This is a genomic window from Streptomyces sp. Je 1-79, assembly GCF_025195125.1.
GTDB lineage: Bacteria > Actinomycetota > Actinomycetes > Streptomycetales > Streptomycetaceae > Streptomyces.
The window spans coordinates 286428-311967 of record NZ_JAMGSL010000009.1 but is presented as its reverse complement, the minus strand read 5'-3'; the positions used below and the strand labels follow the sequence as shown (position 1 = coordinate 311967).

The window sequence follows — 25540 nt, the reverse complement described above, 5'->3', positions numbered from 1 at the left end:
CCGCACCGAGCCGTCCCCGGAGCGCCGCACCGCCCGAGGAGAGCCCGCACCGAGCCGTCCCCGGGGGCCAGCGCGCCGTTCCCGGGGCCCGCGGCGTCCGCCGGCGCCGGTCTACCCCGGGCCCCCGCCTACGCCGCCTCCACCGGGACGCCCATCACCTCCCGCGCGTGGCGGTTCGGCACCATCCCCAGGTCCCAGGCCTGCCAGCCCGCCTCCAGCTGGACGCCCCGCTCCAGGACCAGGGCGTACGCCTCCGCGCAGTCCTCCAGCTTTCCGTCCCGCGTCGGATGACGGTCCCGGGCCAGCAGGCTCAGCTCCTCCTGGGCCACCGCCGTGCCCACCTCGACGCCGCCCGGTGAGGCGTACGGCAGCAGCGTGCAGCGCAGGAAGCGGGCCCAGTCGGCGCCCCGGCGGTCGTCGTACGACAGGAAGAGCCGCTCCGACTCCGCGCACAGCTCCAGGGCCTGCGCCGCCTTCCCGTTCCCGGCGTCCACGATCGCCAGCTCCAGGCAGGTCCAGGCCTCTCCGTGGGCCACGCCGATGCGGTGGAAGTCCGCCCGGGCGTCCACCAGGAGCTGCCGGGCGAAGCCGGAATTGCGCAGGTTGCCGGTCTGGGCCGCCCGCTGGTCGCGGGTGACCCGCCCCGAGTGGTGCCGGGCGCAGGCGAGCCCGTACACGTCCCGCATCCGGGAGAACATCGTGCGGGCCCGCTCCAGCTCCCGCACCGCCTGATCGAGGTCCCCGCGCTCTTCGAGCGCGTGCCCCAGGTAGTACAGCGTCCAGGCCTCGCCACGGGCGTCCTCCTGGTCACGGTGGCGGGAGAGGGCCTGGCGCAGGCCGTCGACCGCCGGCGTGACCTCGCCCTCGACGAGCCGGGCGCGGGCCAGCTGGGTCAGCGCCCACGCCTCGCCCCGCCCGTCACGGGTCCGTCCGTACCGGTCGAGCGCCGCGCGCAGCTCGGCGTCGGCCCGCTCCACGTCGCCCATGCGCAGACACACCTGGCCCAGCTGGAAGTGCGCCCAGGCCTCGCCGTGCACGGACTCGTTCTCCCGGTGCAGCTCCAGGGCCGCGCGCAGCAGGGTCAGCGCCTCGGCCAGGTTCGCCCGGTCCCGCTCGACCGCGGCGAGGGCGTGCAGCGTCCAGCCCCGGTCGGCGGCGAGCGACTCCGGCTCCTGGAGCACCAGGGCCTCCCGCAGCTTCGCGGACGCCTCCGTCAGATTGCCCTGGTGGTGCAGCGTGATCCCGAGCGAGCAGAGCGCGAGCGCCGCCCCCGCGTCCTGGTGCGCTTCCTGGTAGAGGGAGACCACCGAGGTCAGCGTGGTGCGCGCCTTGTCGAGCTCGCCGAGCTGCCGGGCCGCGATACCGGTCCGCCACTGCACCGACCGGGACAGGAGTCCCTGCCCGACCGCGTCGGTCAGCTCGTTGATCTCACCCAGCCGGTAGAGGTCGCCGCGCAGCAGGCAGTAGTCGCAGAGCGCGCCGAGCAGATTCAGTACCGCCTGCTGGTCCACGCCCTCGGCGTGACGCAGCGCCGACGTGATGAAGCTCGACTCGTCGTCCAGCCAGCGCAGCGCCGCCTCCAGAGACCCGAAGCCGTGCCCGTCGAACCGGTCGGCGCGGGTCGACATCTTGCCGTCGACCATCCGGATCACCGCGTCCGCGAGCTCGGCGTAGTTCTGGATCAGCCGCTCCTGCGCCGCCGCGATCGCCGCCGCGTCCTCCTCGTCCCTGAGCCGGGCCGCCGCGAACGCGCGCACCGCGTCGTGCAGCCGGTACCGCTCCCCACGGACATGGTCGAGGAGACCGGCCCGGGCCAGTTCCGCGAGCAGCCGGGCCCCCTCCTGCCCGCTCCCGCCGAGCAGCGCCCCCGCGGCCGCCGCACCGAGCGAGGCCCGCCCGGCGAGCGCCAGGCGCCGGAGCAGCAGCCTGCCGTCCTCGTCGAGATCGGTGAAGTACCGTATGGAAAGGGCCCGTTCGAGCGGCGTCGGGTTCCAGCCCGGTCGCGCGAGGAGCTGCGCCAGATCGCTCATCGAGCGGCGGCCCAGCGACGAACCGGCGACCCGCAGCGCCAGCGGCAGCCCACCGCACAGCTCCCGGATCGCCTCGAAGGCCTCGGAGTCGTACGGCCCCGGGTCCGGCGCCCACGCTGCCTCCCGCAGCAGCTCCTCCGCTCCCGCCGCGTCCAGCGCTGCCACCGGCAGCCGGTGCACGGAAGCCGGCACGTCCGCGCCCAGCTCCAGCGGCTCCCGGCAGGTGACCAGGACCAGGCTGTCGGAGCGCTCGGGCAGGAGCGTGCGGACCTGCTCCGCCTCCACCGCGTCGTCCAGGATCACCGTCACCGGCAGCCCGGTCAGATGCTGGTGGTACAGCTCGGCCAGCCTGCGCACCTGCTGCTCCGCGGAGGACCGCTCGCGGAACAGCAGCTGCTCGCGGGGCGCGCCCAGCCGGTTCAGCAGATGCAGCAGCGCCTCCCGGGTCGTCAGCGGCTTCTCGCCGTGCGTCCCGCCCCGCAGGTCCACCACGCACGCCCCGCGGAACTGGTCCCGCAGCGCGTGCGCCGCCCGTACCGCGAGCGTCGTCCGGCCCGAGCCCTGCTCTCCGTGGAGCATCACGACCGTCGGCCGGGTCTGCGTCGACGCCCGCCCGGCCTGCACCCACTGGGTGATCTGGGCCAGCTCCGTCCGCCGCCCGGTGAACGGTCCTCCCGAGTCGGGGAGATGACCGAAGGACTGCTCCAGGACCGTCCGCCGCCGGGCCGCCGCGCTGCGGTCGGAGCCCCGCAGCTGCGACACGACCTTCTGCGCGGGCTGCTGCGTGGTGGCGAGCAGGACGCGCTGCTGGTCGATGAAGGGCCGTACGCCCCGGACGTCGAGGGCCGTCAGCCACTGGAGCCGCAGCTGCTCGGTGCCGCCCGGCTGGCCGAGGGCGCCCGCCCGGCGGTGCGCGGCCGGCCAGTGCCCGGCGGTCACCTTCAGGACCGTCGTCGCCGCGCCCGCGGCCGCCACGACGGCCGCGGCTCCCAGCGCCGTCCCGGCCGCCGTGCCCAGCGCCAGGTCCGCGCCGAAGGCCGCGACCGCCGCGACGGCGGTGACCAGCGCGGGTGCTCCCACGGCGGCTCCGCTGAACCGGTCGCCCAGCGAGCGCTGTTCCGCCTCCGCCTCCTCCAGCGCCCGCAGATAGACCCCGTACTCCTCACCCGCACCCGCCGCCATGGTGTCCAGCGCGGCCCGGCCGCGTGCCAGCAGCGCCGTGGCGTCGAGGCGGCCGCCGGAGCGCCGCACCTCCTCCTCCACGGCGCGTGCCAACAGCCGTTCGGCTTCGGCCTGGTGGCTGTCCCGCATGTGCGTCCCCCTCCGAGAGCTTCCGCTTGCGGCCACAAGTGTGCTGCGGGACGCGCGTGGGCGCGAGGGAGCGGGCCGACCGGCGTCCCGAACGCCTGCCCCTCGACACGGCGTCCGATGGCGTTCATCTGCCGAATACCGCGTCCGAGTGACGCCCCGGAACCAATCCCCTCTCCGGCAGTTGATCAGCGTGCTTCGGCTAACGGAGCAATCCAGGGCCCTCGAGCTCAAGAAGGAAGACTCGTGATCAAGAAGGTTCTTGCTACGGCGGCAGTTGCGGCCTCGGTCGTCGGCGTTTCCGCGACCGCTGCGTCGGCGGCCGGCAACGACGGCGGCAGCGCCAACATCATCGGCAACACGTCGAAGCAGTCGATCGGCAGCAACTCCACCGGTGGCTACATGAGCCCGAACTTCGGTCTCGTCAACGGTGGCGTGCTGCACTGCTTCGACGTCCAGAAGCTCCAGGCGCAGGTTCCGATCGGTGTCATCGCGGTCCCGGTCGCGGTCCAGGACGTCCTCGGCAACCCGGCGCAGAACCAGACCTGCACCCAGAACTCGGTGGAGCAGAACGGCGACAACGCCCTCTCGCACATCCTGGGTGAGGTTCTGTCCCAGAACGGGAACGTCGGCGGCTGAGTCCGACCGGACCGCTGAAAACGGCCCCGTTCCTCGCATTCGACCTGCGAGGAACGGGGCCGCTTTCCGTACCACTATCACTGCCCCGTTCGCGCCCCGCCACCCGTGGCGTACGACCGGGGCCTTGTCGTGTGCGCGAGGATGGAGACATGCCGAACAGACTGGCCCATGAGACGTCCCCGTATCTGCTGCAGCATGCCGACAACCCGGTCGACTGGTGGCCGTGGTCGGCCGAGGCGTTCGAGGAGGCGCGCCGGCGCGAGGTTCCCGTGCTGCTCAGCGTTGGCTACAGCAGTTGTCACTGGTGCCATGTGATGGCCCACGAGTCCTTCGAGGACGAGACGACCGCCGCCTATGTCAACGAGCACTTCGTCGCCGTCAAGGTCGACCGCGAGGAGCGGCCCGACGTCGACGCCGTCTACATGGAGGCCGTGCAGGCGGCGACCGGCCAGGGCGGCTGGCCGATGACCGTCTTCCTCACCCCGGACGCGGAGCCGTTCTACTTCGGTACGTACTTCCCGCCGGAGTCCAAGCACGGCATGCCCTCCTTCGGTGACGTCCTCGACGGCGTCGCCCGGGCCTGGACCGACCGTCGCGAGGAGGTCGGCGAGGTCGCCGGGAAGATCGTCGAGGACCTCTCCGCCCGCTCCCTCGCCTTCGGCGGCGACGGCGTGCCCGGCGAGCCGGAGCTCTCCCAGGCGCTGCTGGGTCTGACCCGCGAGTACGACAGCCGCAGCGGCGGCTTCGGCGGTGCGCCCAAGTTCCCGCCGTCGATGGCGCTGGAGTTCCTGCTGCGCCACCACGTCCGTACGGGAGCCGAGGGCGCCCTCCAGATGGCCGCCGACACCTGCGAGGCGATGGCGCGCGGCGGGATCTACGACCAGCTCGGCGGCGGTTTCGCCCGCTACGCGGTGGACCGCGACTGGGTCGTCCCGCACTTCGAGAAGATGCTCTACGACAACGCCCTGCTGTGCCGGGTGTACGCGCATCTGTGGCGGGCCACCGGCAGCGACCTGGCCCGCCGGGTCGCCCTGGAGACGGCCGACTTCATGGTCCGCGAACTGCGCACCCCGGAGGGCGGTTTCGCCTCCGCGCTCGACGCGGACAGCGCCGACAGCACGGGCAGGCACGTCGAGGGCGCCTACTACGTGTGGACCCCGGCGCAGCTGGCCGACGTCCTCGGCGAGGAGGACGCCGCCTTCGCCGCGCGGCACTTCGGCGTCACCGAGGAGGGCACCTTCGAGGAGGGCGCCTCCGTCCTCCAGCTTCCCCGGGACGCGGGCGGCGCCGACGCGGAGGTGACCGCCTCGGTCAAGGAGCGGCTGCTCGCCGCCCGCGACCGGCGCGAGCGCCCCGGCCGCGACGACAAGATCGTCGCCGCCTGGAACGGCCTCGCGATCGCGGCCCTCGCCGAGACCGGTGCCTTCTTCGACCGGCCCGACCTGGTCGAGCGCGCCACGGAGGCCGCCGACCTGCTCGTACGGATCCACATGGGCGAGGGCGCGCGGCTCTTCCGTACCTCCAAGGACGGCAAGGCCGGGGCCAACGCCGGGGTCCTGGAGGACTACGCGGACGTCGCCGAGGGCTTCCTCACGCTCGCCGGGGTGACCGGCGAGGGCGTCTGGCTGGAGTTCGCGGGTTTCCTGCTCGACATCGTCCTGGACCAGTTCGTCGCCGAGGGCGGCGCCCTGTACGACACGGCCCATGACGCCGAGACGCTGATCCGCCGCCCGCAGGACCCGACCGACAACGCGACCCCCTCCGGCTGGACGGCCGCCGCCGGCGCGCTCCTCTCGTACGCCGCGCACACCGGCTCCGAGGCGCACCGCACCGCCGCCGAGGGCGCGCTCGGCGTGGTCAAGGCGCTCGGTCCGCGCGCGCCCCGGTTCATCGGCTGGGGTCTGGCCACGGCGGAGGCCCTGCTGGACGGTCCCCGCGAGATCGCGGTGGTCGGCCCCGGCGGTGACGACGGCCCGGCCCGGGCGCTGCACCGCACCGCGCTGCTCGCCCCCGCGCCCGGTGCCGTGGTCGCCTTCGGCGCCCCGGACGGCGAGGAGTTCCCGCTGCTCAAGGACCGTCCGCTGGTGGGCGGGGGAGCGGCCGCGTACGTCTGCCGTCACTTCACCTGCGACGCGCCGACGACGGACCCGGCCGAACTGGCCCGCACGCTCGCCCACTGAGCCGCGCGCCGGGGACGCTACGGGCATACGAGGCTGTCCCCGGCTGCCGGCCGGTACTCGCCCAGGCCTCGCGGGATCTCACTCGTGGGGCCGGGGCGGGCCGCCGGCAGCGGCCGGTCGGAGCGCAGCGCCTCGAAGACCTCCGCCGCCTGCTCCTCGTCCACCGCGACCGAGGAGCCCACGCCGGCGATGAGCGGGTTGAAGCGGCGGATGGGCACCATGGCGAACTCCGTACGCTCAGGGGTGAGATCCCGCAGCCTGGCGCCGAGGATCAGCATCTCGGTCACGGTCAGGGAGCGTTCGACGTGCGCCGTGCCGCGCAGGGTCGACGCCAGCAGCCGCAGCCGGGTGGGGGCGGTCAGGTCGGCCCGGATCGTCTTCAGCGTGTTGACGACGAACCGCTGCTGCTTCTGGATCCGCCCGAAGTCCATCTTCCCGTCCGCGCGCCGTGACCGTACGTACTGGAGCGCCTCGCCGCCCTTGACGTGCCGGGTCCCCGGCGCCAGGTCGATCCCGGTGACCGGGTCCTTGAGCTGCGTCTCGGTGCAGATCGGCACCCCGCCCTCGACGCGGTCCACGCCGTCGATGAAGCGCCGGAAGTCGATCTCCAGATAGCGGTGGACGGGTGTGCCCGTCATCCGCTCGACGGCCTCGACGGTGAACGCGGGTCCGCCCTCCGTGTGGGCCGCGTTGATCTTCGCCGGATGCCGTCCGTGGACCTTGCCCGTCCGCCGGTCGACGTGGTCCCCGGGGAACTCGGTGAGCGAGTCGCGGGGCAGACTCACCACGCTGACCCGGTCGTTCGCGGCCGAGATGTGGACCAGCATCATCACGTCGGTGCAGTCGCACCCCTTGCCGCCGGCGTAGTACCGGTTCAGCTCGGCGGCCGTGAGCCCCTGCCTGCTGTCCACTCCGGCGACCAGGATGTTGAGCCCGTGCCGGGGGGACGGCAGGGCCGGGGCCCCGGCACCGGCGATCGTCCCGGATCCGAGGGCGACGAGCGCCGCGGAGGCGAGGACGAGCAGGCTGGGGCGGGAGAATTTCCTGACGGTCACGGGCACACCACCCAGGTTCGGAAATGGGATGAGCGCACGATAGGTCGATATGCGTCGCACACAGGTTCGCGACGCGACGTGGTGCGGTCGAATCACTCCGCTGCGGGGGGTGTGTAATGATGCGGGAACAGCCGTGGATGGGAGGGAAGATGGCACCCGATCCCGGGAAATGGGAGCGGATGGCCTTCATTCCGAAGAGCCGTTATGGGGTGGACCCGCCACCTGCCGACAGGGGACCCTTCCCCGTCTATTCCTCGCTGGTCCAGCAGTGGGCCCTGGCCGGACGCACCGTGCCGGGGATGCCGGACCGCGAGTGGGAGCGACTCGTCTCGATGCCGGTCTGGCCGCGTTGACCGTGGGGCTCAACGGAGTGAATACCGACCGGTCCGCGATAAGCCGGTTTCCTTTGCGGGAAATGGTCGTTGTGATGTGTGCGGCGGAGGCCGGGGGGCTTCAGTGTTCACCGGCGATTCGCGAAATCCGTGAAATTCCGTCCGCCGCGGAAGGGACGTCAGAGAAATGAAGTGCAAGAAGGCCGCGGTCGTCGTCGCCGGACTGTTCATGGCCCTGGGTGCCGCCACCCCCGCGATGGCGGATGCCGACGCGTACGGTGCGGCCATCGGTTCGCCGGGCGTGCTGTCCGGGAACGTCGTCCAGGTTCCGATCCACGCTCCGATCAACGTCTGCGGCAACTCCGTGAACGTGATCGGGATCCTGAACCCGGCCGCCTTCAACACCTGCGTCAACGCCTGACGCACGCTCAGGGCCGGTCCCGCGGCGCTTCCTTGGACGCGCTGAGGGACCGGCCCTTCGTCATGCCCGTGAGGCCGGCGTCCGCGTGTCGCCCGAGCGTGGCCGGCCGAGCCCGCCCCGGCCCGCCGTCGCCCGCAGATGCTGCCTGACCCCGCGCACCAGACGCCCGGCCGTGTAGCCCGCGCCGAAGACGAACCGCATCGACGGGCCGTACGAAGGGGCCGTGAGCAGTCCCGCGAGGAACAGGCCCGGCCAGGAGGACTCGAACAGCGCGCCCACCTCCGGCGCCCCGCCGGGGCCCACCGTGCGCAGTGACTTCCGGAGCCCGGGGGCGAGGACGGCGGCGCGGTCGAGTCGGGGAGTGAACCCGGTCGCGGCGATGACATGGTCGGTCTCCAGGGCCGACGGACCGTCCGGCCCGGACACGTCGAGCCACAGCCGCCCGTCGTCGGTCGGCTCCGCCGAGACGAGGTGCGTGGCGAGGCGTACGTCGGCGACGGCGGCGAACCGTTCGCGCAGCCACCAGGCGCCCGCGGGGCCGAGCGCCGAGCCGAAGATCCGCTCGCGGGTGGGCGCGGGCAGCCGCCGGAAGAGCCCGGGGGTGTCCGCGTACAGCCGGTTGTGCCAGCCGCACCCCAGACCGGTGTGCGGGGCGCGGAGCGACTGCCACAGGCCTCGGTCGAGGGCCGGCGGGAGGGTGTTCCAGTTCAGCCGGTCCGAGCGGGCCAGGATCCGGGCGCGTGCGCCCTGTTCGGTGAGGATCGCCGCAGTCTCCAGGGCCGCCTGTCCGGCGCCGACGACGGTGACGTCCCGCCCGGTGAAGCCGTCCAGTTCGCCGTGGTGGCTGCTGTGGGTGACGTACCCGCGCGGCAGTCCGCGCAGCGGCCCGGGGATCTCCATGAAGGGAAGGACGCCGACGGCCAGCGCCACCGTGCGCGTACGGAAGATCTCGCCGTCCCCCGTGACCACCTCGAAGCCGCCCGCGTGCGGGGTGACCGAGCGGATCAGGCGTTCGTCGAGCGGGGGGACGGTCTGGCGGGCGAACCAGTCGCCGTAGTCGGCGAAGAAGCCGACCGGGAGCGGGACGCCGTGCTCGGCGCGGACGCCGCGCGTCCGCGCGTAGGTGTCGAGCCCGAACGCGCCGCGCGGGTCGGAGAGATGGGAGGCCCAGGGCTCGGACTTCAGGAACATGCCCGAGGGCATGGCGCGCCAGGACTCCATGGGACGGCCGAAGGTCCGCAGGTTCAGGCCGTGGGCCGCGGCGTGGGCGGCCACGGAGAGACCGTAGGGTCCGGCTCCCACAATCACCAGGTCGTACATCGTGCCTTCCGTCTTCATCGTCGGGTCATACGGTCGGAGGCGGTACGGGCCGGCGGCGACACGGTAGTCACCCTCCGTGGGTGATCGGGCCACAATAGTCGACGGAGCGTCACCACTGCCTTGCGCAAGGAGTGGAGGAACCAGGCGCCGGCCATCGCGAACGCGGGCGTGAGGTCGTCGGCGGCGAACCAGGCGGTCTCCGTCCGCCCGCGCGGCGTGTCGGCGGGCTCGGGGGCGTACCTGCGGCGGGGTGAGGTGAGCACGGACAGCGCGGCGTAGTTCTCGACCACGAACCGGCGTCCGTACGAAGGGGAGTGCGCCGGCACCGGTCGGCCGGTCAGGTCGAGGTGCATCGCGCGCACGACGTCGAGCCCGTCCGCGTCGGCGAAGAGCCGGAACTGGGCGCCGGGCCGCGGGTTGAAGTCGAGCAGGTGGTACGCGCCGGTGGAGCGGTCGAGCCGGAAGTCCAGGTCGAACACGCCCCGGTAGCCGAGCGCGGAGAGCAGCTCTCCGGCCGCCCGCTCGATCGCGGGGTTCGCGGCCCAGCGGCCGACGGCCGTGAGCCCCGCCCCGCCCGGCCACGAACGCTCCTTCCGCCCGGTGGCTCCGGCGGCGCAGCGCCCGGCGGAGTCCGCGTAGCCGTGGACGAACCAGTCCAGTTCGCGGCCCGGGGGCAGCAGCTGCTGGAGCAGCAGCCGGCTGCCGGCTTCTGCCGTACGGGCGTACAGCGCACGGACATCGGCGAGCGACCGCACGATCGAGGTGCTGCGCAGTCCGCTGCCGGGCGGGAGCAGCCACGGCCGGCTCCACTTGGCGACCACCGGCAGCCCGAGCGACCACGCCATGGTGGCTGCCTCCTCGGCGCTCTCCGGAAGCCCGGTCGGGGGGTGGGGGAGGGCCAGGGCGCGGCAGGTCTCGGCGAGGGCCGCCTTGTCGGCGACGCGCGCGAGCTGCTCGGCCGACTGGTCGGGCAGGAGGTAGCGGTCCGTCAACTCGGCGCGGTGCTCGGCCAGGGCGAGGGCGCTCAGATCGTCGAGGGGGACGAGGAGCGCGGGGGTGGCGTGGCGGCCGGAGAGCCGCAGCAGGAGGTCGGTGAGTGCGGCGGGGAGGGCCGTGGGGGAGGCGGGCGTGGGGCGGGTGTGGACGTAGCGGGAGCGGGCGGCGGGGCTGGTGGGCGATTCCAGCACCGCGTGGACCGGTACGCCGGCTCGTCCCAGCGAGCGGGCGGCGCCCAGTGTGCCGTGATGAAAGGGGTTCCGGTCGAGCCGCACGAGGACAGCGGGGACACGGGTGTCAAAACTCGGCACGCCATTCCTTCATCTCGATGCCCCAACTGGGCGATGAAATACACCAATGGGCTACTGATCAGATCGGAGCCGCGTTCACGGTCGGCTCATTAGGAATACTTTCTGAGTATCGGACTGATGGATCATCAGGCGGCGCAGTGTCGTGAAGGAGTGGCCATGGCGAACCGGAAGCGGAAAACATCGAGTGTGTGGCTGGGGGTGTTCACCGCAGGTCTCCTTGCCTCAGGTTCCGTCGTGCTGTCCTCTCCCGTTCACGCCGCCGAATCCGTAACGACACGGGACCCCGAACCGACTCTCTCCACCGCACTGGGCGCGTTCCTCGAATCGGGACCGGTCGGTGTGGGCCGGATCGGCCAGCTGCAGCGATGGCTCGGCGGCCGGGAGCTCCGCGTCGGCCACACCTACCTCCCCGGCGACCTCTGGTCGAACATCGAGAGCCCTCCCGGCTTCCTGGACGCGTGGGCGGACTGGCGCAACGAGCGGGCCGACCGGCTGTTCGTGCTGAACGTGCCCATGCTGGAGCGGAACGAGGCCGGCGTCTCCGACCGCGAGGTCCGCCGCCAGCTCCAGCTCGGCGCGGCAGGGTACTTCGACCACCACTTCAAGACGCTGGCCGAGCGGCTCGTCGCCCTGGAGGCCACCGACACCGTCATCGTCCTCGGCTGGGAGATGAACGGCACGACGTACACGCACCGGTGCGCGCCCGACCCCACGTCGTGGAAGAAGTACTGGACCCGGATCGTCACCGCCATGCGGTCCGTCCCCGGTCAGAAGTTCCGCTTCGACTTCAATCCGAGCCGGGGCACGGATGCCATTCCGTGGACGGAATGCTATCCGGGCGACGACGTGGTCGACATCATCGGAATGGACTCGTACGACCAGCCGTCCGGTTCGGACTTCGACCGGCACGTGAGCGAGCCGTACGGGCTGCAGAAGCACGTGGACTTCGCGGCCGCGCACGGCAAGGAGATCTCGTTCCCGGAATGGGGTCTCTTCCGGAACGGTGACAATCCCGAGTACATGCGTCGGATGCTCGAATGGATTTCCGAGCACAAGCCGCTGTACCACACGATCACGGACTACTGCCCGCACGGCGTCTGGCAGTGCGACGACAATCCGCGGTCCTCGCAGGTGTTCCGGCAGATGCTGACGGGCGCCGAGCCGGAGATCCCGGAGGTACCCGAGGTGCCTGAGGTGCCCGAGGTACCCGAGGTGCCTGAGGTACCGGAGATTCCGACGGAGCCCGAGCTGCCGGAGGTCCCGGAGACTCCCGAGCTCCCGACGGAGCCCGAGACGCCCGAGACGCCCGAGCTTCCGACGGAGCCCGAGCTTCCCGAGGTACCGACCGGGCCCGAGCGTCCCGAAGTACCGACGGTCCCTGCGCCGAAGCCGGAGCCGAAGCCCGAGCCCAAGCCGGAGCCGAAGCCGGAGCCGAAGCCCGAGCCGAAGCCGGAACCGAAGCCCGAGCCGAAGCCGGAACCCAAGCCGGAGCCGAAGCCCGAGCCGAAGCCGGAGCCGAAGCCCGAGCCGAAGCCGGAGCCGAAGCCCGAGCCGAAGCCCGAGCCCAAGCCGGAACCCAAGCCCGAGCCGAAGCCCGAGCCGAAGCCCGAGCCTCTGCCTCAGCCCCTGCCTCAGCCGGCCCCGAACTGCTGGACCGTGAATCTCGGTTCGTGGGTCGAGAGCTGGATCGGCGGACCCGTCTGCGTCCCCAAGGACAGCTGGAAGGACAACGACGGCCTTGGCCTGGGCGACCTCGGCGGCCTCGGCGGCAGCGGCAGCCTGAAGGGGATGCTGAACGGCGTCTGGCCCTTCTGACGCCTTCCCCCACGGCGGCGGAGGAGATCATCCTCCGCCGCCGTTCGCACGTCCCTGAAGCCTCCCCACAACCCGCCCCACCCACGCCCGTTCCCGCGCCTGCCGCGCCGCCCATCGCCTGCCGTCCGCCGCCCCCGCGCGCAGCCACAGCAGCGGAGCCGTACCCCGCCCCGTCAGCATCAGCCGCTGGTTGCGTACGGTCTCCGGCCGCCAGTGCTGCTTGTACGGTTCGGTGCCCCGCAGCATGCTCAGCGTGGCCCGCCCGCTCGCGCTGGTCTCCCGGGCCCCGTGCCGCAGCAGCATCGTCGCCACGTCGATCTTCCGCGCGCGCAGCACGGGATCCGCGCCGTACAGGTACCCGCCCGCGAGGCGCGGCGACATCAGGGTCAGGTCGGCCGCGACGACGTCCTCGCCGAGCCGGAACTCGGTCACCCGCGCGTCCCCGCGCTCGACCATCGGCCGCACGGCCCGTGCGAGGTGCTGGGCGAACCGGTCGCTGGTGTGCTCGACGGTGACACCCCGCCCCTGCCACTGGAGCTGATGCAGCCTCAGGAGCCGGTCCAGCGCGTCCGGCACCTCGTCGCCGGTCACGATCCGCTCGTCGATCCCGAGCGCGTCCAGCTTGCGGAGCTTCGCCCGCACCCGCTGCTGCGCCTTGGCGGACGGCATCCGTTCGAGGAGGGCGTCCATCGGCACCGCGGGCAGCTCCAGGCAGAGCGAGTCCGGCAGCCGCCGGCGCGGCCCCCGCCAGCGGGCGAACACCTGCTCCGCCGAGGCCCCGGGACGGACCTCCCGCAGGTCGACCACCGCTCCGCGCGCCGCCCGGGCGATCGCGCGGGCCAGCGCGGGAGCCGCCTGCGGGCACGCGTCGTCGAGGAGGACGTCGGTGAAGTCGGTGATCGCGCCGCCGAGCTGGGTGAGGACCGGGAGCGGACCGCGGGCACGCATCAGGGGCGCCGCCGCGACCAGTTCGCCGTCCTCCCGCCGTACCAGCACGACGCGCAGCGCGCCCGGAGTGCCGTACGACACCCACCAGGAGTGCAGCCAGGAGTGCGACTGGAAGGGGGTGGCGGTGGAGCAGCGGGCGTACAGCGAAGCCCACCGCTCGCCGAGCCGGCCGAACTCGGCGCCGGCCCGGCAGACCTCGCTTCTCCAGCCGTCCCCCGACGCACCGCCGCCTGTCACACCGCCTCCGGTTCCGGCTGGTGCTGCGCGCCGGCCGGGCCGGGGACGGCCGCGGTGGTCTGCCGGGAGTGCCGGGCCTCCGGGCGCGCCGCGCGCTGAGGCCGTACGAGCAGGGCCAGGCCGCCGAGGAGACCGCCCGCGCAGCCGCCGACCAGCGCCGAGAGGGGGGCCGAGGGCGAGACGGGCTGTACGGGCTTGGTCGCCCGGGAGAACTGCACGACCTTCACGCCCGTGCTCCCCGAGACGTGCGTGCTGTTGAGGATCAGGGCGCGCGCGACGCCGTCCGCCATGGAGACGGCCTTGCCGGGGGTGGCGGAGCGCGCGGTGATGGAGATCATCGGCGCGTCGGGGGAGGTCGCCGTCTGCACGCTCTCGCGCAGGGTCGCGGCGGAGACCCCCGCCCACACCTGCGCGTCGCCGGTCACGGCGATGTCGCCGGCCACCCTGCCGTAGGCCTGGGCGAAGCCGAGCGCGGCGGCCGGGTCGGACTTCTCGCCGGGGACCACGATGACGTAACTCGTGGCCGCGTACTGCGGGGTCTTCACGGCCCCGTAACCGCCGCCGAGCGTCGCGCCGATCAGCACGGACGCGGGCAGTACCCACCAACGGCGGGGGGTGCGCAGGGCCGTCACGAGACGGGAGCGCTGGGGACTGAGGGAGCTCATCGGTGACTCACTTCGCGAGGGGAGGGGTGCCGTGGACGGCCTGTTCGTAGAGGGACATCAACTGCCGGGCGCTGTGCGCGATGTCGTAGCGGTACGCCGCCGCGGGCTGCGGCAGCCGGGCGAGCCGGGCGTCGCGGATGCCACAGAGCGCCGAGACGAGTTCGGGTACGGCCTCGCCGACCCGCCGGGCCCCCGGGGCCGCGTCCGGCGGCAGGTCGTCGACCGCCGGGCAGGCCACGTACAGCGCCGGCAGTCCGGCGGCCAGCGCCTCGACGACCGCGAGCCCGAAGGTCTCGTCGGGAGAGGTGGAGACGAAGACGTCCATCGCCGCGAGCAGCGACGGGAGACCGGGCTCGGCGGAGGTCGCGGGCGGCGGGTCCTCGCAGGCGCCCGCGAGGAGCACCCGGTCGGCCGCCCCGCACTCGCGGGCCACGGCGAGCAGCCGCGCGCGCTCCTCGCCCTCCCCGACCAGCAGCAGCCGGGCCTCCGGCACCGACGCCACCGCCCGTACGAGACGGTCGAAGCGCTTGCCCGGCGCGAGGCGGCCCACGCCGCCGACGACGAACGCGTCCTCCGGCAGGTCGAGAAGCTTCCTGGTGATCCGGCGCGCGTCCTCGTCGAAGGTGAAGCGCGCCCGCTCGATGCCGTTGGGGACGACCTGGATACGGGACGGGGCCACACCCCACGCCTCCAGTCGGCGGGCGACGCTGGGCGAGACGGCGACGGTCGCCGTACCCAGCCGCTCCGTGGCCAGATAGAGCGCGCGGGTGCCGGCCGACAGGGGCCTGCCCTCGATCTGGGTGTCGCCGAGGGAGTGCTCGGTCGCGAGGACGGTACGGACTCCGCCGAGGCGGGCGGCGATCCTGCCGTACACGCACGCCCGGTACAGGTGGGTGTGAACGAGGTCGTAACCGCCCCGGCGGATGTGGCGCGCCAGGCGGGGGAGTGCGCCGAGGTCACGGTTGCCGGCCATGCGGAGATCCGTGACGGGCGTGCCGTCGGACTCGATGCCGCGGGCGACCGGGCCCGGGTTGGTGAGCGTGACGACCTCGCTCTGGACCGGAAGGTGACGCAACATCAGCCGGAGCTGCTGCTCGGCGCCGCCGATGCCCAGGCCGGTGATGATGTGGAGGACCTTCATGGCGCCTCCCGGACGACGTCGCGGCCCGCCGCGCGCACCCCGGTGCCGGTGCGGGCGCGGTCGAGGCCGCGGGCGCGGTCGAGGTCGAGGTCGCGGGCGCGGTCGAGGTCGCTGTCGAGGTCGCCCGGGTGACGGCGGCGCAGCGGGTGCAGGAGGCGCTTGGCGGTCAGGCGCCAGGAGGTGTCCCGCTCGTCGATGTGGATCCGGGGCAGCGCGTGTGCGCAGGTCAGCGGGCCCGGGGCGATGGCACAGCCGTAGCGGTACCCGGCGTTGCGTACGGACCGCACCGCTCGGGCGTCCACGTCCCCGTACGGGTAGCAGAAACCGTCCACCGGGCCGCCCGTGATCTCCTCCAGGAGCTCACGGCTGCGCCGGGTCTCCTCGGCGAGCGTCTCGGCGTCGACCGTGGGCAGCGAGACGTGCCGCAGACCGTGCGAACCGATCTCCATGCCGGCCTCGGAGACGCGCAGGATCCCGTCCTCCGTCAGCAGCGGCTTGCGCGGGCCGTCGCCGTCCCAGGCGTTCTCGCCGCCGATGCGGCCGGGTAGGACGTAGACGGTGGCGGTGAAGCCGTGGCGGCGCAGCAGGGGGAGGGCCGATTCGACGAAGTCGGCGTACCCGTCGTCGAAGGTGAGGCCGACGAGCCCCTTCGCGCGGCCCGCGGCTCTCGCGGCGAGCAGCTCGCGCACGGAGACACCGCGCAGCCCCCGGTCGTTCAGCCAGTGCAGTTGCCGGGCGAAGCGTACGGGGGAGACGGTCACCCGGTAGGGATCATCCGTGGTGTCGGCGATCGAGTGGTACATCACCACCCACGGGGGCGGCTTCGGCAGCAGTCGACGGATCGCGGCGGTGCGGGGCGCCGTGGCAGCGGGCATGGGCGAGCCTCCGTGATGCGGTGCGGGTGAGGGGTGGGATGTCGGGCGCACGGGCGGCGCAGGCGATGAAGACCAGGAAGACGGAGACGCAGACCACGGCCGCGACGGCGAGGGAGAGGAGCGCGGAGTCGATCAGGACCGAGCAGAGCCAGCCGGCGGCGGTGGCCCAGGCGGCCGCGGTGGCCAGCCGCAGCAACCCCTCGCCGAGGTGGCGGACCCGGACCGGGATGGCCTGGCGGTGGGCGCCGAGCAGCATCAGCACGGCGGTGAGCGTGATCCCGAGGGCGTTGGCGGCGGCGATGCCGACGGCGCCCCACAGCCCGGCGCCGACGACTCCGGCGACGGCGGTCACGGCGAGACCGGCGGCCATGGCGGCGGCCGGGTACCAGAGGGGGCGGGAGGCGGAGAAGTAGCAGCGGACCAGTGTCCCGACCGTCGTCTGGCCGAGCAGGCCGAGGGCGTAGACGCGCATCACGGCGGCGGTCGCGGCGGTGTCGTCGCGGTCGAAGGCCCCGCGCTGGAAGAGGACTTCGACGATCTGCGGGGCGGCGGCGATGACGATCGAGGTGCCGATGAGGACGACGACGGCGGCGAGCAGCAGGTCCCGCTCGACACGGCGGCGCGCGCCGTCCGCGTCGCCCGACGCCATGGCCCGGGCGACGACGGGGAAGCTGACCGTGCACAGCATCAGCGAGAGGATCATCGGCATCTGCGCGACCTTCTGCGCGTAGTTCAGATGCGAGATGGCGCCGGAGGGGAGCGGCGCGGCGAGGAAGCGCTCGATGAGGATCTGGGACTGGCGGGAGACGGTGAAGGCGATCACGGGTGCGATGAGGCCGAGGACGAGCAGGCGGGAGTCGCCGGCCGGTTCGCCGTTCGGCACGTGCTTCCGGCCGCGTAGCTCCCGGACGAGGTACGGCGCCTGGACCGCCACCATCAGCACGCCGCCGACGGCGACTCCGGCGGCTGCGGCCCGTACGCCGAAGGGCTCCCGCAGCACCACGATCGTGCCGATGATGCCGACGTTGTACGCGACGTAGATGGCGGCCGGAGGGAGGAAGGAGCCGTGGGCGCGCAGGGCGGCGGAGCAGTAGCCGGCGAGCGCGAAGGTCAGCACGCAGGTCGCGGTCAGCCGGGTGCAGTCGACGGCGAGCCGGGGGTCGGGAAGTCCGGGCGCGAGGGCGGAGACGAGGAGCGGCGCGGCGAGCACCAGGATCCCGGCGAGGGCGGACATGGCGAGGGCGAGTCGGGGCAGGGTGGAGCGGACGAGCGCGCGGACGGCGCCGCGCCGGGTGAGGGCGCGGCTGAACGCGGGCACGAGGATGAGGGCCATCGCGTCCTCGATGAGGAGCGTGGACGCGAACTCGGGCACGGTCCAGGCGACGAGGAACGCGTCGGTCTCGGCCCCGGCGCCGAAATAGTGCGCCAGGCTCTGGTCCCGTACGAGTCCGAGCACGGCCCCCGCGGCGGTGAGTCCGGCGGTCACTGCGGCGGCTCGCCTGAGGAACCCGCCCGAGCCGGCGGACTTCGGCGCCCTGTGCCGAGCGCGCCGCGGGGCCGGGGCGCCCTGGTCACGTGACGGGCGGGGCCTCCGGTCGCCGGGGTGCTCCGCCGCAGCCGGACCGTCGGCCGCGCGGTGAGCGGCCGGTTGGACCGCCGTCGCGGCCGGGTGGCCGCCGGGGCGTGCCGCCGGGCCCCCGGCCTCGGCGTACGGCCCGCGGGCCCGGGGCCCGGCCTGCGGCCGGTGGCGGAGAAGCTGCTCGTCCGTGTCCGTCAGTCCGGCCCGGGCGTCGGTCCACGCCGAGCCGCCGGCTTCGCCGTAGGGCGGGCGGGGCGGCACCGGGGGGACGGACGGGGGGAGATGCCCGTCGACCCCCGGCGCGCCGGACGCGACGGGTCCGCCGTACGGCGGGGGGCCCTGGGGCCCCGGTGTGCGGGGCGCGACGGGTCCGCCGTACGGCGGGGGGGCCTGGGCTCCCGGCGCGCCGGACACGACGGGTCCGCCGTACGGCGGTGGGCCCTGGGCTCCCGGCAAGCGGCGCACCGGGGGGTTCGGGACCGGGGACGTCGTTCCCGCCCAGCGTCGGCCACCCGCGGGAAGGTCGGGCATGGGCCACGGGTCCGCCCATACAGGCCTGCCCGCGGCCCCGGGGCCCTCCGGAGACGGGACCCGGTCCGTGGACTCGGGCTCCCCGCCCCACGGGTCACGCACGTTTCACCTCCGTCAGCGACCACCAGGCCGCGAGACCGAGGACGACCGACATCAGGACCGTCGAAGGGCCCCCGATGTCCGCGTAGAAGAAGTCGATGAGCTGCCACGACAGCAGGCCGATCGCGACAAGACCGAGCCGCCGCACCGCCCCCACCAGCAGCGCCGCCCAGCTGCCCGCCAGGGCCAGCAGCCCCAGCAGGCCCTGCTCGCTGAGGACCAGCAGGTACATGTTGTGCGGCGAGAGCAGCGGCTGGCGGCGGAACGCCGCCCCCGCGCCCGCCGTGTCGCTCCCGGACGACAGCGCCACCGAGGCGTGCGAGTCGCGGTAGGCCGGGAAGCCCTTCAGCCCCACCCCCGTCAGCGGGTCCGACCGCCACATCCGCCCGGCCGCCGCCCACATCGTGTACCGGTCCGTCACCGACTGGTCCGGCGCCCCGGCCACCTGCGTGATGCTGCTGACCCGCTCCTTCACCATCGCCGAGCCCACCCCGAGCCCGCCGACCAGGACCACGGCGAGCGCACCCACCACGAGCGCCACCCGCCCCGCCCGCCGCAGCCCCGACAGGGCCAGCTGGATCGCGACCGCCAGTACCGTCGCGATCCAGGCGCCCCGGCTGAAGGAGAGGACCAACGGCAGGAAGAGCAGACCCGCGCAGACCAGCGCGGCGCTCCGCGTCCGTCCCCGCCCGCTCCCCAGCGCGATCCCGACGACGATGACCAGGCCGTACGAGACGACCGTCGCCATCCCCATCACGTCCGTCGGCCCGAAGGTCCCCACCGCCCGGATGTCCTCGCCCTGGTACGACGCGCCCGTCCCGGTCAGGTACTGCGTGACCCCGACCGCGCCCTGGAGCAGCGCCAGCCCCACGAGCGCCCACGCGACCACCGCGAAGTCCCGCCGGTCGCGGATCATCAGCAGCACGGCCGCCGGGACGAGCACGAAGACCTGGACGTAGCGGGCCACGCCCGGCAGGCTCGCCGCGGGATCGTTCGAGGTGATCGCCGCCAGACAGATGCCGAGCACCGGCAGCCCGATCACGACCGCCGCCGCGCGGCTCAACGGCCGGGCCCCGCTGCGGACCACCCGCACCAGGCAGACCAGCACGAGCAGCCCCGAGGCCGCGTCCGCGACCGTTCCCGTACCGCCGGTGCCGCCCTCCGCGCCGCCGCCGCCCGGGACGAGCAGCAGCGCGATCACCGCCAGGACCGGGGACAGCGCCCCGGCCCGCCGCGCCCAGTCCCGTACGCCGGTTCCGGACCCCGCCCCGGGCAGCACCGCAGCCGCTGTCGCCATCATCAGCTCCCCGCCGGTCGGACCAGCCCGGCCGCGGTCCGCAGCAGGATCCGGACGTCCTGCCAGAGCGACCAGTGGTCGATGTAGTGGTTGTCGAAGCGGCAGCGGTCCTCGATGGACGTGTCGCCGCGCAGCCCGTGCACCTGCGCCAGACCGGTCAGCCCGACCGGCATCCGGTGGCGGTCCGCGTAACCGGTGTGGATCCGGCTGAACTGCGTGACGAAGTACGGCCGTTCGGGCCTCGGCCCGACCAGGCTCATGTCCCCGCGCAGTACGTTCCACAGCTGCGGCAGCTCGTCCAGCGAGGACTTCCGCAGGAAGCCGCCGACCGCGCTCATCCGCCGGTCGTGGGCGACGCTCCACCGGGTCGCCGACTCGGTCTCGTCGGCCGGGCGCAGCGTACGGAACTTCAGCAGCGTGAACAGCCGCCCGTTCTGCCCCACCCGCTCCTGCCGGAAGAGCACCCCGGGCCCGTCGGAGAGCCGCACCGCCAGCGCGCACAGCAGGAGTACGGGCAGGGCGAGGGCGAGCGCGGGACCGGCCAGGGCCACGTCCAGCGCGCGCTTCGCGGCCTGCCCGCGGCGCTCGCCGAGCGGGACCATCCGGCGGCAGGCGTACCCCCACAGGTGGTCGCCCATCGGTCCGCCCTGGTCCCGGTCGCCCACCCGCCAGGTGGTGCAGCCGTAGTGCTGGAAGAGCGTCACCAGACTGCTGTCGTCGGTCAGGAACACGGCGTCGCGGACGGTGTTCTGGATGACCGCCCGGTGGATCTCCTCGGCCGAGGAGAGGACCGGAAGCCCGGGCTCCCCGTCCGGCCGCGAACCGACGATCCCGACCGGCCGGATGCCGTACTCCGGGTGCTGCGCGAGCGCCGCCGCGAACCTGCGCGCGGCGGCCGGACCGCCGACGACCAGCGCGGAGCGCGGATGCGCCCTCGCCCTGCGCCGCCTGAGCCCGTGCACCGCGGCGCGGGCCAGGCAGACGACGGCGAGCTGTGTCGCGTACGCCGAGCAGAGCGCGCCCGGGCCGATGGCCAGCGCGGGGGCGAACGCGGCGACGGCCGCCGCCGACACGCACCAGGCGACCCCGGCGCGCGCGGCGAGCGCGGGCAGTTCGTCCAGTACGGACGTGAGGGCGCCGGCCCGGGCCGGGCGGTGCAGCCCCGCGTGGGCATCTAGCACGAGCACGCACACGACGACCAGCAGGAACAGCCGGAGGCCGCGCTGTGGTTCGGGCAGCAGCGCGGCCGCAGCCAGGACGGCGAGACCGTCGGCCGCGATCAGCGGTACGGCGGCGAGCCGCAGTGGCGCGGGCCGGCGCGGCGGCAGCGCGAGCCGGTCCGACCGGCCGCGCTGCGGCGCGAGGGAGGCGAGTCCGGGGGAATGGCCCTGGCCCGCCGAGGGCCAGGGGCCCGGTGCAGGAGGAACGCTGGTGCTTTCCGTAGTCACGGCGAAATCGGCTCTCTGTGCTCGGTGCACCGCACTCCGGCCAGCTCGCGGTACACATCCGCGACGGCCGCGCCGGTGCGCCGCACATCGAATCTGCTGAGTACGTGTTCGTGGGCCTCGCGGCCCAGGGTTCGCCGCAGCTCCGGCCGGCCGAGCAGGCGGCCGACGGCGGCGGCGAGGGCGGCCGGGTCCTCGGGCGGGACCAGGCACAGGGGTTCGTGGCCGGGCGGCAGGCTCTCGCGCGCTCCGTCCACGTCACTGACCACGACCGGGCGTCCGCTCGCCATCGCCTCCAGGGGCGCGAGCGCCATGCCCTCCCAACGGGACGGCAGGACGACGAGATCGGCAGCCCGGTACCAGGGCGCGGTGTCGTCGACGGCACCGGTGAGACGCACGGACGGCGGAGCCGCGGCCCGCAGCCGCTCCCCGTCGGGCCCGTCGCCGACCAGCACGAGCCGGGCGGTGGGAACGAGATCGAGTACGGCGGGCCAGGCGGCGAGCAGGACGTCCTGCCCCTTCTGCCGGCAGAGCCGCCCGACGCAGACGACGGTGGGTCCGGCGGCGGAGCCGTCGGCGACGGGCTCCGCCCCGGCCGTCGCCGGCCCCGCGAACCGCGCCACGTCCACACCGTTGTGGATGACCGACCAGGGCGCCCGGACACCGGCGGCCTCGCCGGTACGGCGTTCCGCCTCGCTGACGCAGACGATCCGGTGCGTCCAGCGCGCCGCCCATGCCTCCCAGCGGCGCGCCAGCGCGGCGACCGTGCCGTCGACCGCCTCGAACGACCAGGCGTGCGGCTGGTAGACCGTCGGGACCCGCCCGCGCAGGGCGAGCCGGGCGCACAGCCCGGCCTTGGCGCTGTGCGCGTGGACCAGCGCGGGGCGGACCGTACGGATCACCCGCGCGAGGTCGCGGGTCTCGCGGACCAGGCGGGGGCCCGGGTCGCGCCCGGCCCGCCAGGCGAACAGGTCCGCGCCCTCGGCGTGGACGGCCGCGGCCAGTGACGTGCCGGGCGGGCACGCGACGGCGACCCGCAGCCCGGCGTCGAGCTGGGCGCGCACGAGGTCGACGACGACCCGCGCGACCCCGCCGTCACCGGGCTGGACCGCGTGGAGAACGGAGAAGGAACGCACGTCAGCGCCGGACGTCCGCCTGGAGGAAGAGCGCTCCGAGCCAGACGGTGTCCTGCCGGGAGCCGAAGCGGACGTGGAATCGGTCGGCTCCATGGCGCAGGGCACCCCCCAGATCGAAGACGTCGGAGTCGTACCCCAGGGTGTTCTGATGAGCCGGAAGTCGTTCGATACGACCGGCGCCGAAATCGGTGATGCTGGAGTTCATCACGTCGTCCGCGGAATTGGCGGAATCCGAGATCGGGAAACTCTCCGACCGGCCCGTCTCCGCCGCGAGGTAATCCCCGCGAGTTCCGAGGTCACCGTCGTAGGCGACCACTCCGAGTTGTCCCGAAGCACCCTCCGGAAGCGCCGTTTCCCCCAGCGGGACCCGCAGCTCACCGCTGCGCGGACCGACGGTTTCGAAGCCGTCCCAGAGGGCCAGTCGGCGCAGTGGCTCGGCGGTGTTCTCGTACGCGACGACCAGCGTCCAGCCGCCCCATCCACCCACCGCCGAACGGCCCATCGCCACATTGACCTGGGCCACCGTCCACAGCCCGTTCCGGGCGTGGCGGACGAGTTCGGTGACGTCCGCGGAGGCCTGGAAGGCGTCGGCGCCGTCCGCCGTCCGGTGGCCGATCGTGGAGTCGGCGAGGACCGCCTTGTACCGGCCCCCGGGTTCGGAGACCAGGACCCGGCCGTTGTCCTTGTGCGGCTTCTGCTCGCCGACCTTCAGGTTCCCGCCCCAGTAGAGACGGGCGTAGCTGACGCGGGAGCCCTCGGGGACACGGACTTCGGCGCTGCTGGAGTTGTACGTGTTGGGGTCGCTGTCGACGTCGACGTACCCGATGGCGAAGCCGTCGTTGCGCGTTCCGGCACCCTTGGCGTCCTTGCCGGCGGTGGCCGAGGTGTTGGCGGCACGCACGATCCCCCCGTGCTGGACCGTCTGGTACCGCGGGGCGAAGGGGACGCGGGGGGCTTCCTTGGGGTGGGGCGCGGCGAGGGAGGCGGCCGGCAGCGCGGCGGACAGGGCCGCACACGACAGGGCGCACAACAGACCGCGGCGCACAGCACGAACCGCTGAATTCCGCATACAGGTTCTCCGCTTTGATGAGAGAAGCAAGGGAACACCCGTGATGACCGGGAGAGAAGAAGAAGATGTCGACCGTGCGAAAAGGATGTCCGCGCGGCTGGACCGTAGGTGACGTTCGGGAACGTTATAACCCCGACGTCGGGCGATAGTAAGCATTAGATGCTCACAAACCCTAACTCCCGTACCTGTTCGGCAGTTTCCTCGTTGTGCGTGTTGCGCCATTCCTCGACCACACGCTCGAACGACCCTCTTATGGCCCAAAGATCGGTTGAACGTCACCCGTTCGGGAGAGCAACCGATGAATTGCGGGGGCGTTGTTGAAGGAGCCGGGCGAAACCGTCCGCGCCGTCTCAATGATGTGTCAACAATCGAGGAGCGCTTCTCCATGTCCCGTATCGCGAAGGCTGTAGTCCTGTCCGTGGGTGTCGCCGCGTCCGTCGCGGGTGCCACCGGTGTCGCCGCTGCCGACTCCCTGGCCGAGGGCGCGGCCGTGAAGTCTCCCGGCGTCCTGTCCGGCAACGTCGTCCAGGTCCCGGTCCACGTGCCGGTCAACCTCTGCGGCAACACGGTCAGCGTCATCGGCGCCCTGAACCCCGCCTTCGGCAACACCTGCGCCAACTTCTGATCTCGCACGCCGGATCGTGGTCCTTCCGAGGCCGGCGCGCCCCCCTTCCAGGGGTGGCGCGCCGGCCTTCTGCTCGTTCGGACGCACCCACGTGCGCCGTCGGGTGCAACGGCGCACGCCCCTCGGAGGGGCAGGTCAGAGGGGCAGATTCACCCGAACGGAGGGGGTGGCGCTACGTAGTTCTCCCGTTGCGGAGCGCTATAAGCGCAGGCACGGTGGCGGAGATGTTGTCCGACGCATAAGGAAAAGGAACACATATGCGTCTCCTGGTTACCAGCCGCCTCACCGCCCTGGCGATATCCGCCGCCCTCACCCTCGGCGCGGCGGGCACCGCTGTCGCCGACGTACACCCACCGTCCCGCGAGTCCGTCACGACCGCGCAGGCGCCGGCCCTCCCGGCCGCCTCCGGCGAGACGAAGTCCGCGAAGGCCGCCCCCACCGACGTCGTCTCCGACGCCCTCGCCGCCGTCGACAAGGTGGTCGCCGATCTGCTCGCAGCGGTCGCCTCGGGCAACGCCCTCGGTGCCGTGCCGCAGGTCACCACGACCGTGACCTCGCTGGTCAACTCGCTGGTCACCTCGCTGCTCGGCAGCGGGCTGCCGGTGCCGGACCTGTCGGGGGTGCCGACAGCACCGACACTCCCCGCCGCCGTGCTGGAAGACCCCGAGCTGCCGGAGGTGCCCGAGCTGCCGGAGGTGCCGGAGGTGCCTGAGGTACCCGAGGTGCCTGAGGTGCCCCAGCTCCCGGTGACGCTGCCGCTGCCCGTCAGGTAGTCACGCCTCACCACCCCGCGCCGTGCCGCCCGGCTTCCTGCCGGACGGCACGGCGTCCGGGTATCCGATCCGTAGATACGACCGGGTCCAGTCATTCGGGTGCAGTGGAGAGAAAACCCTCCTCCCGGAGTTTCCGGCGAGCGCACCTCTCGTTACAGAAGGCAGAACGACGTACAGGAGTCGGCCAAGAGGCCTGTACAGCAAGCGACTTGCCTGCACTGTGACGTGAAAGAGGAAGGACTCGATTCATGAAGCCCACCAAGGTTGCCGCGATCGTCGCCGGTTCTGTGATGGCCCTGGGTGCCGCCGCGCCCGCCATGGCCGCCGAGCCGATGGCGGTGCCCACCAGCCTGAACGGTGGTCTCGGTACCCTCGCCAGCGAGGGCCTGAAGACGGACGCGCTGAGCAGCACCACGGACGGCTCCGTGGTCAAGACCGTGGGGGACACCGCGAACCAGCTCAACGAGACGACCCAGAACGCCCCGCTGATCGGTGGCCTCCCCCTCGGCGGCTGACGCCCCCTCAGTGACAGACCCCCACCGCGCACTTCCCTGGCGCGGCGGACCGCGCACGCGGTCCAGACCCCTCTGGATGGAACCCTCGCTCCGCCTGGCCCCGGCGGACGCTCTCCCATCGGGTGTATGCCGTCGTCCAATGTGATCGGCTGATCGAATGATTTTCGGATCGGCCGCCGTGTGGTCACGGCTCCCGCA

The 25540-nt window shown here is 73.2% G+C and carries 20 protein-coding genes and 1 pseudogene; 8 read left to right on the top strand and 13 right to left on the bottom strand.

The window, feature by feature from the left end; genetic code table 11:
• Positions 1-128 precede the first annotated feature (128 nt).
• Complete coding sequence (locus M5362_RS20990; protein WP_260229199.1) at positions 129-3341, bottom strand: tetratricopeptide repeat protein; 3213 nt, start codon at positions 3339-3341, stop codon at positions 129-131.
• Between the two features lie 243 nt (positions 3342-3584).
• Between M5362_RS20990 and M5362_RS20985 the strand changes: the two genes are divergently transcribed.
• Positions 3585-3977 carry a rodlin gene (locus M5362_RS20985; protein ID WP_260229198.1) on the top strand — a complete coding sequence of 131 codons (393 nt, stop codon included), beginning with the start codon at positions 3585-3587 and terminating at the stop codon, positions 3975-3977.
• Between the two features lie 149 nt (positions 3978-4126).
• On the top strand, positions 4127-6157 hold the full coding sequence (locus M5362_RS20980) for a thioredoxin domain-containing protein (RefSeq protein ID WP_260229196.1): 2031 nt from the start codon (positions 4127-4129) through the stop codon (positions 6155-6157).
• Between the two features lie 17 nt (positions 6158-6174).
• On the opposite strand, the gene M5362_RS20975 is transcribed toward M5362_RS20980, so the two are convergent.
• Entirely contained in the window at positions 6175-7212 is a 1038-nt protein-coding gene (locus tag M5362_RS20975) for an LCP family protein (protein WP_260229195.1), read from the bottom strand.
• Between the two features lie 149 nt (positions 7213-7361).
• Here M5362_RS20975 and M5362_RS20970 point away from each other — a divergent pair, with 149 nt between their 5' ends.
• Both M5362_RS20970 and M5362_RS20965 read left to right on the top strand, forming a co-directional pair.
• The gene (locus M5362_RS20970) at positions 7362-7565 is read left to right on the top strand and encodes a hypothetical protein (protein ID WP_260229194.1); all 204 of its coding nucleotides are present in this window, start codon (positions 7362-7364) and stop codon (positions 7563-7565) included.
• 166 nt (positions 7566-7731) lie between these two features.
• Positions 7732-7965: a chaplin gene (locus tag M5362_RS20965; RefSeq protein WP_308354895.1), complete on the top strand. Its 234-nt coding sequence runs from the start codon at positions 7732-7734 to the stop codon at positions 7963-7965.
• 60 nt (positions 7966-8025) lie between these two features.
• Here the strand turns inward: M5362_RS20965 and M5362_RS20960 are convergent, their stop codons facing one another.
• Entirely contained in the window at positions 8026-9285 is a 1260-nt protein-coding gene (locus M5362_RS20960) for a lysine N(6)-hydroxylase/L-ornithine N(5)-oxygenase family protein (protein WP_260229256.1), read from the bottom strand.
• 14 nt (positions 9286-9299) lie between these two features.
• Positions 9300-10592, bottom strand: a complete 1293-nt coding sequence (locus tag M5362_RS20955; protein ID WP_260229193.1) for an ATP-grasp domain-containing protein — start codon at positions 10590-10592, stop codon at positions 9300-9302.
• 156 nt (positions 10593-10748) lie between these two features.
• On the opposite strand from M5362_RS20955, the pseudogene M5362_RS33190 reads away from it, so the two are divergent.
• A pseudogene (locus M5362_RS33190) lies at positions 10749-11753 on the top strand (glycoside hydrolase family 26 protein); the annotation flags it as partial.
• Positions 11754-12434: 681 nt separating this feature from the next.
• On the opposite strand, the gene M5362_RS20945 reads toward M5362_RS33190, so the two are convergent.
• From M5362_RS20945 to M5362_RS20905, 9 genes are all read right to left on the bottom strand, one after another.
• Positions 12435-13592 carry a GNAT family N-acetyltransferase gene (locus M5362_RS20945; RefSeq protein ID WP_374214501.1) on the bottom strand — a complete coding sequence of 386 codons (1158 nt, stop codon included), beginning with the start codon at positions 13590-13592 and terminating at the stop codon, positions 12435-12437.
• A complete protein-coding gene (locus tag M5362_RS20940; RefSeq protein ID WP_260229191.1) occupies positions 13589-14257 on the bottom strand; it encodes a lipopolysaccharide biosynthesis protein in 669 nt (222 codons plus the stop codon). Before M5362_RS20940 ends, M5362_RS20945 begins: the two co-directional genes overlap by 4 nt.
• A gap of 7 nt (positions 14258-14264) precedes the next feature.
• Positions 14265-15398 (bottom strand): glycosyltransferase, encoded by a 1134-nt coding sequence (locus M5362_RS20935; protein ID WP_260229190.1) that lies wholly within the window; start codon positions 15396-15398, stop codon positions 14265-14267.
• Positions 15395-16273 (bottom strand): polysaccharide deacetylase family protein, encoded by an 879-nt coding sequence (locus M5362_RS20930; protein WP_260229189.1) that lies wholly within the window; start codon positions 16271-16273, stop codon positions 15395-15397. Before M5362_RS20930 ends, M5362_RS20935 begins: the two co-directional genes overlap by 4 nt.
• Positions 16170-17759 carry a lipid II flippase MurJ gene (locus tag M5362_RS20925; protein ID WP_308354894.1) on the bottom strand — a complete coding sequence of 530 codons (1590 nt, stop codon included), beginning with the start codon at positions 17757-17759 and terminating at the stop codon, positions 16170-16172. Before M5362_RS20925 ends, M5362_RS20930 begins: the two co-directional genes overlap by 104 nt.
• 718 nt (positions 17760-18477) lie before the next feature.
• Positions 18478-19782, bottom strand: a complete 1305-nt coding sequence (locus M5362_RS20920; protein WP_374214500.1) for an O-antigen ligase family protein — start codon at positions 19780-19782, stop codon at positions 18478-18480.
• Entirely contained in the window at positions 19782-21227 is a 1446-nt protein-coding gene (locus M5362_RS20915) for an exopolysaccharide biosynthesis polyprenyl glycosylphosphotransferase (RefSeq protein WP_260229187.1), read from the bottom strand. The genes M5362_RS20920 and M5362_RS20915 overlap by 1 nt, the downstream gene beginning before the upstream one ends.
• The gene (locus tag M5362_RS20910; protein ID WP_261366210.1) at positions 21224-22453 is read right to left on the bottom strand and encodes a glycosyltransferase; all 1230 of its coding nucleotides are present in this window, start codon (positions 22451-22453) and stop codon (positions 21224-21226) included. The genes M5362_RS20915 and M5362_RS20910 overlap by 4 nt, the downstream gene beginning before the upstream one ends.
• Positions 22362-23429 (bottom strand): DUF3344 domain-containing protein, encoded by a 1068-nt coding sequence (locus M5362_RS20905; protein ID WP_260229185.1) that lies wholly within the window; start codon positions 23427-23429, stop codon positions 22362-22364. Before M5362_RS20905 ends, M5362_RS20910 begins: the two co-directional genes overlap by 92 nt.
• A 385-nt stretch (positions 23430-23814) precedes the next feature.
• Between M5362_RS20905 and M5362_RS20900 the strand changes: the two genes are divergently transcribed.
• The 3 genes from M5362_RS20900 (at position 23815) to M5362_RS20890 (ending at position 25342) form a co-directional block, all read left to right on the top strand.
• Positions 23815-24054 carry a chaplin gene (locus M5362_RS20900; RefSeq protein ID WP_260229184.1) on the top strand — a complete coding sequence of 80 codons (240 nt, stop codon included), beginning with the start codon at positions 23815-23817 and terminating at the stop codon, positions 24052-24054.
• A 257-nt stretch (positions 24055-24311) separates the two neighbouring features.
• A complete protein-coding gene (locus M5362_RS20895) occupies positions 24312-24827 on the top strand; it encodes a hypothetical protein (RefSeq protein WP_260229182.1) in 516 nt (171 codons plus the stop codon).
• Between the two features lie 248 nt (positions 24828-25075).
• Positions 25076-25342 (top strand): hypothetical protein, encoded by a 267-nt coding sequence (locus tag M5362_RS20890; protein WP_260229181.1) that lies wholly within the window; start codon positions 25076-25078, stop codon positions 25340-25342.
• Positions 25343-25540 lie beyond the last annotated feature (198 nt).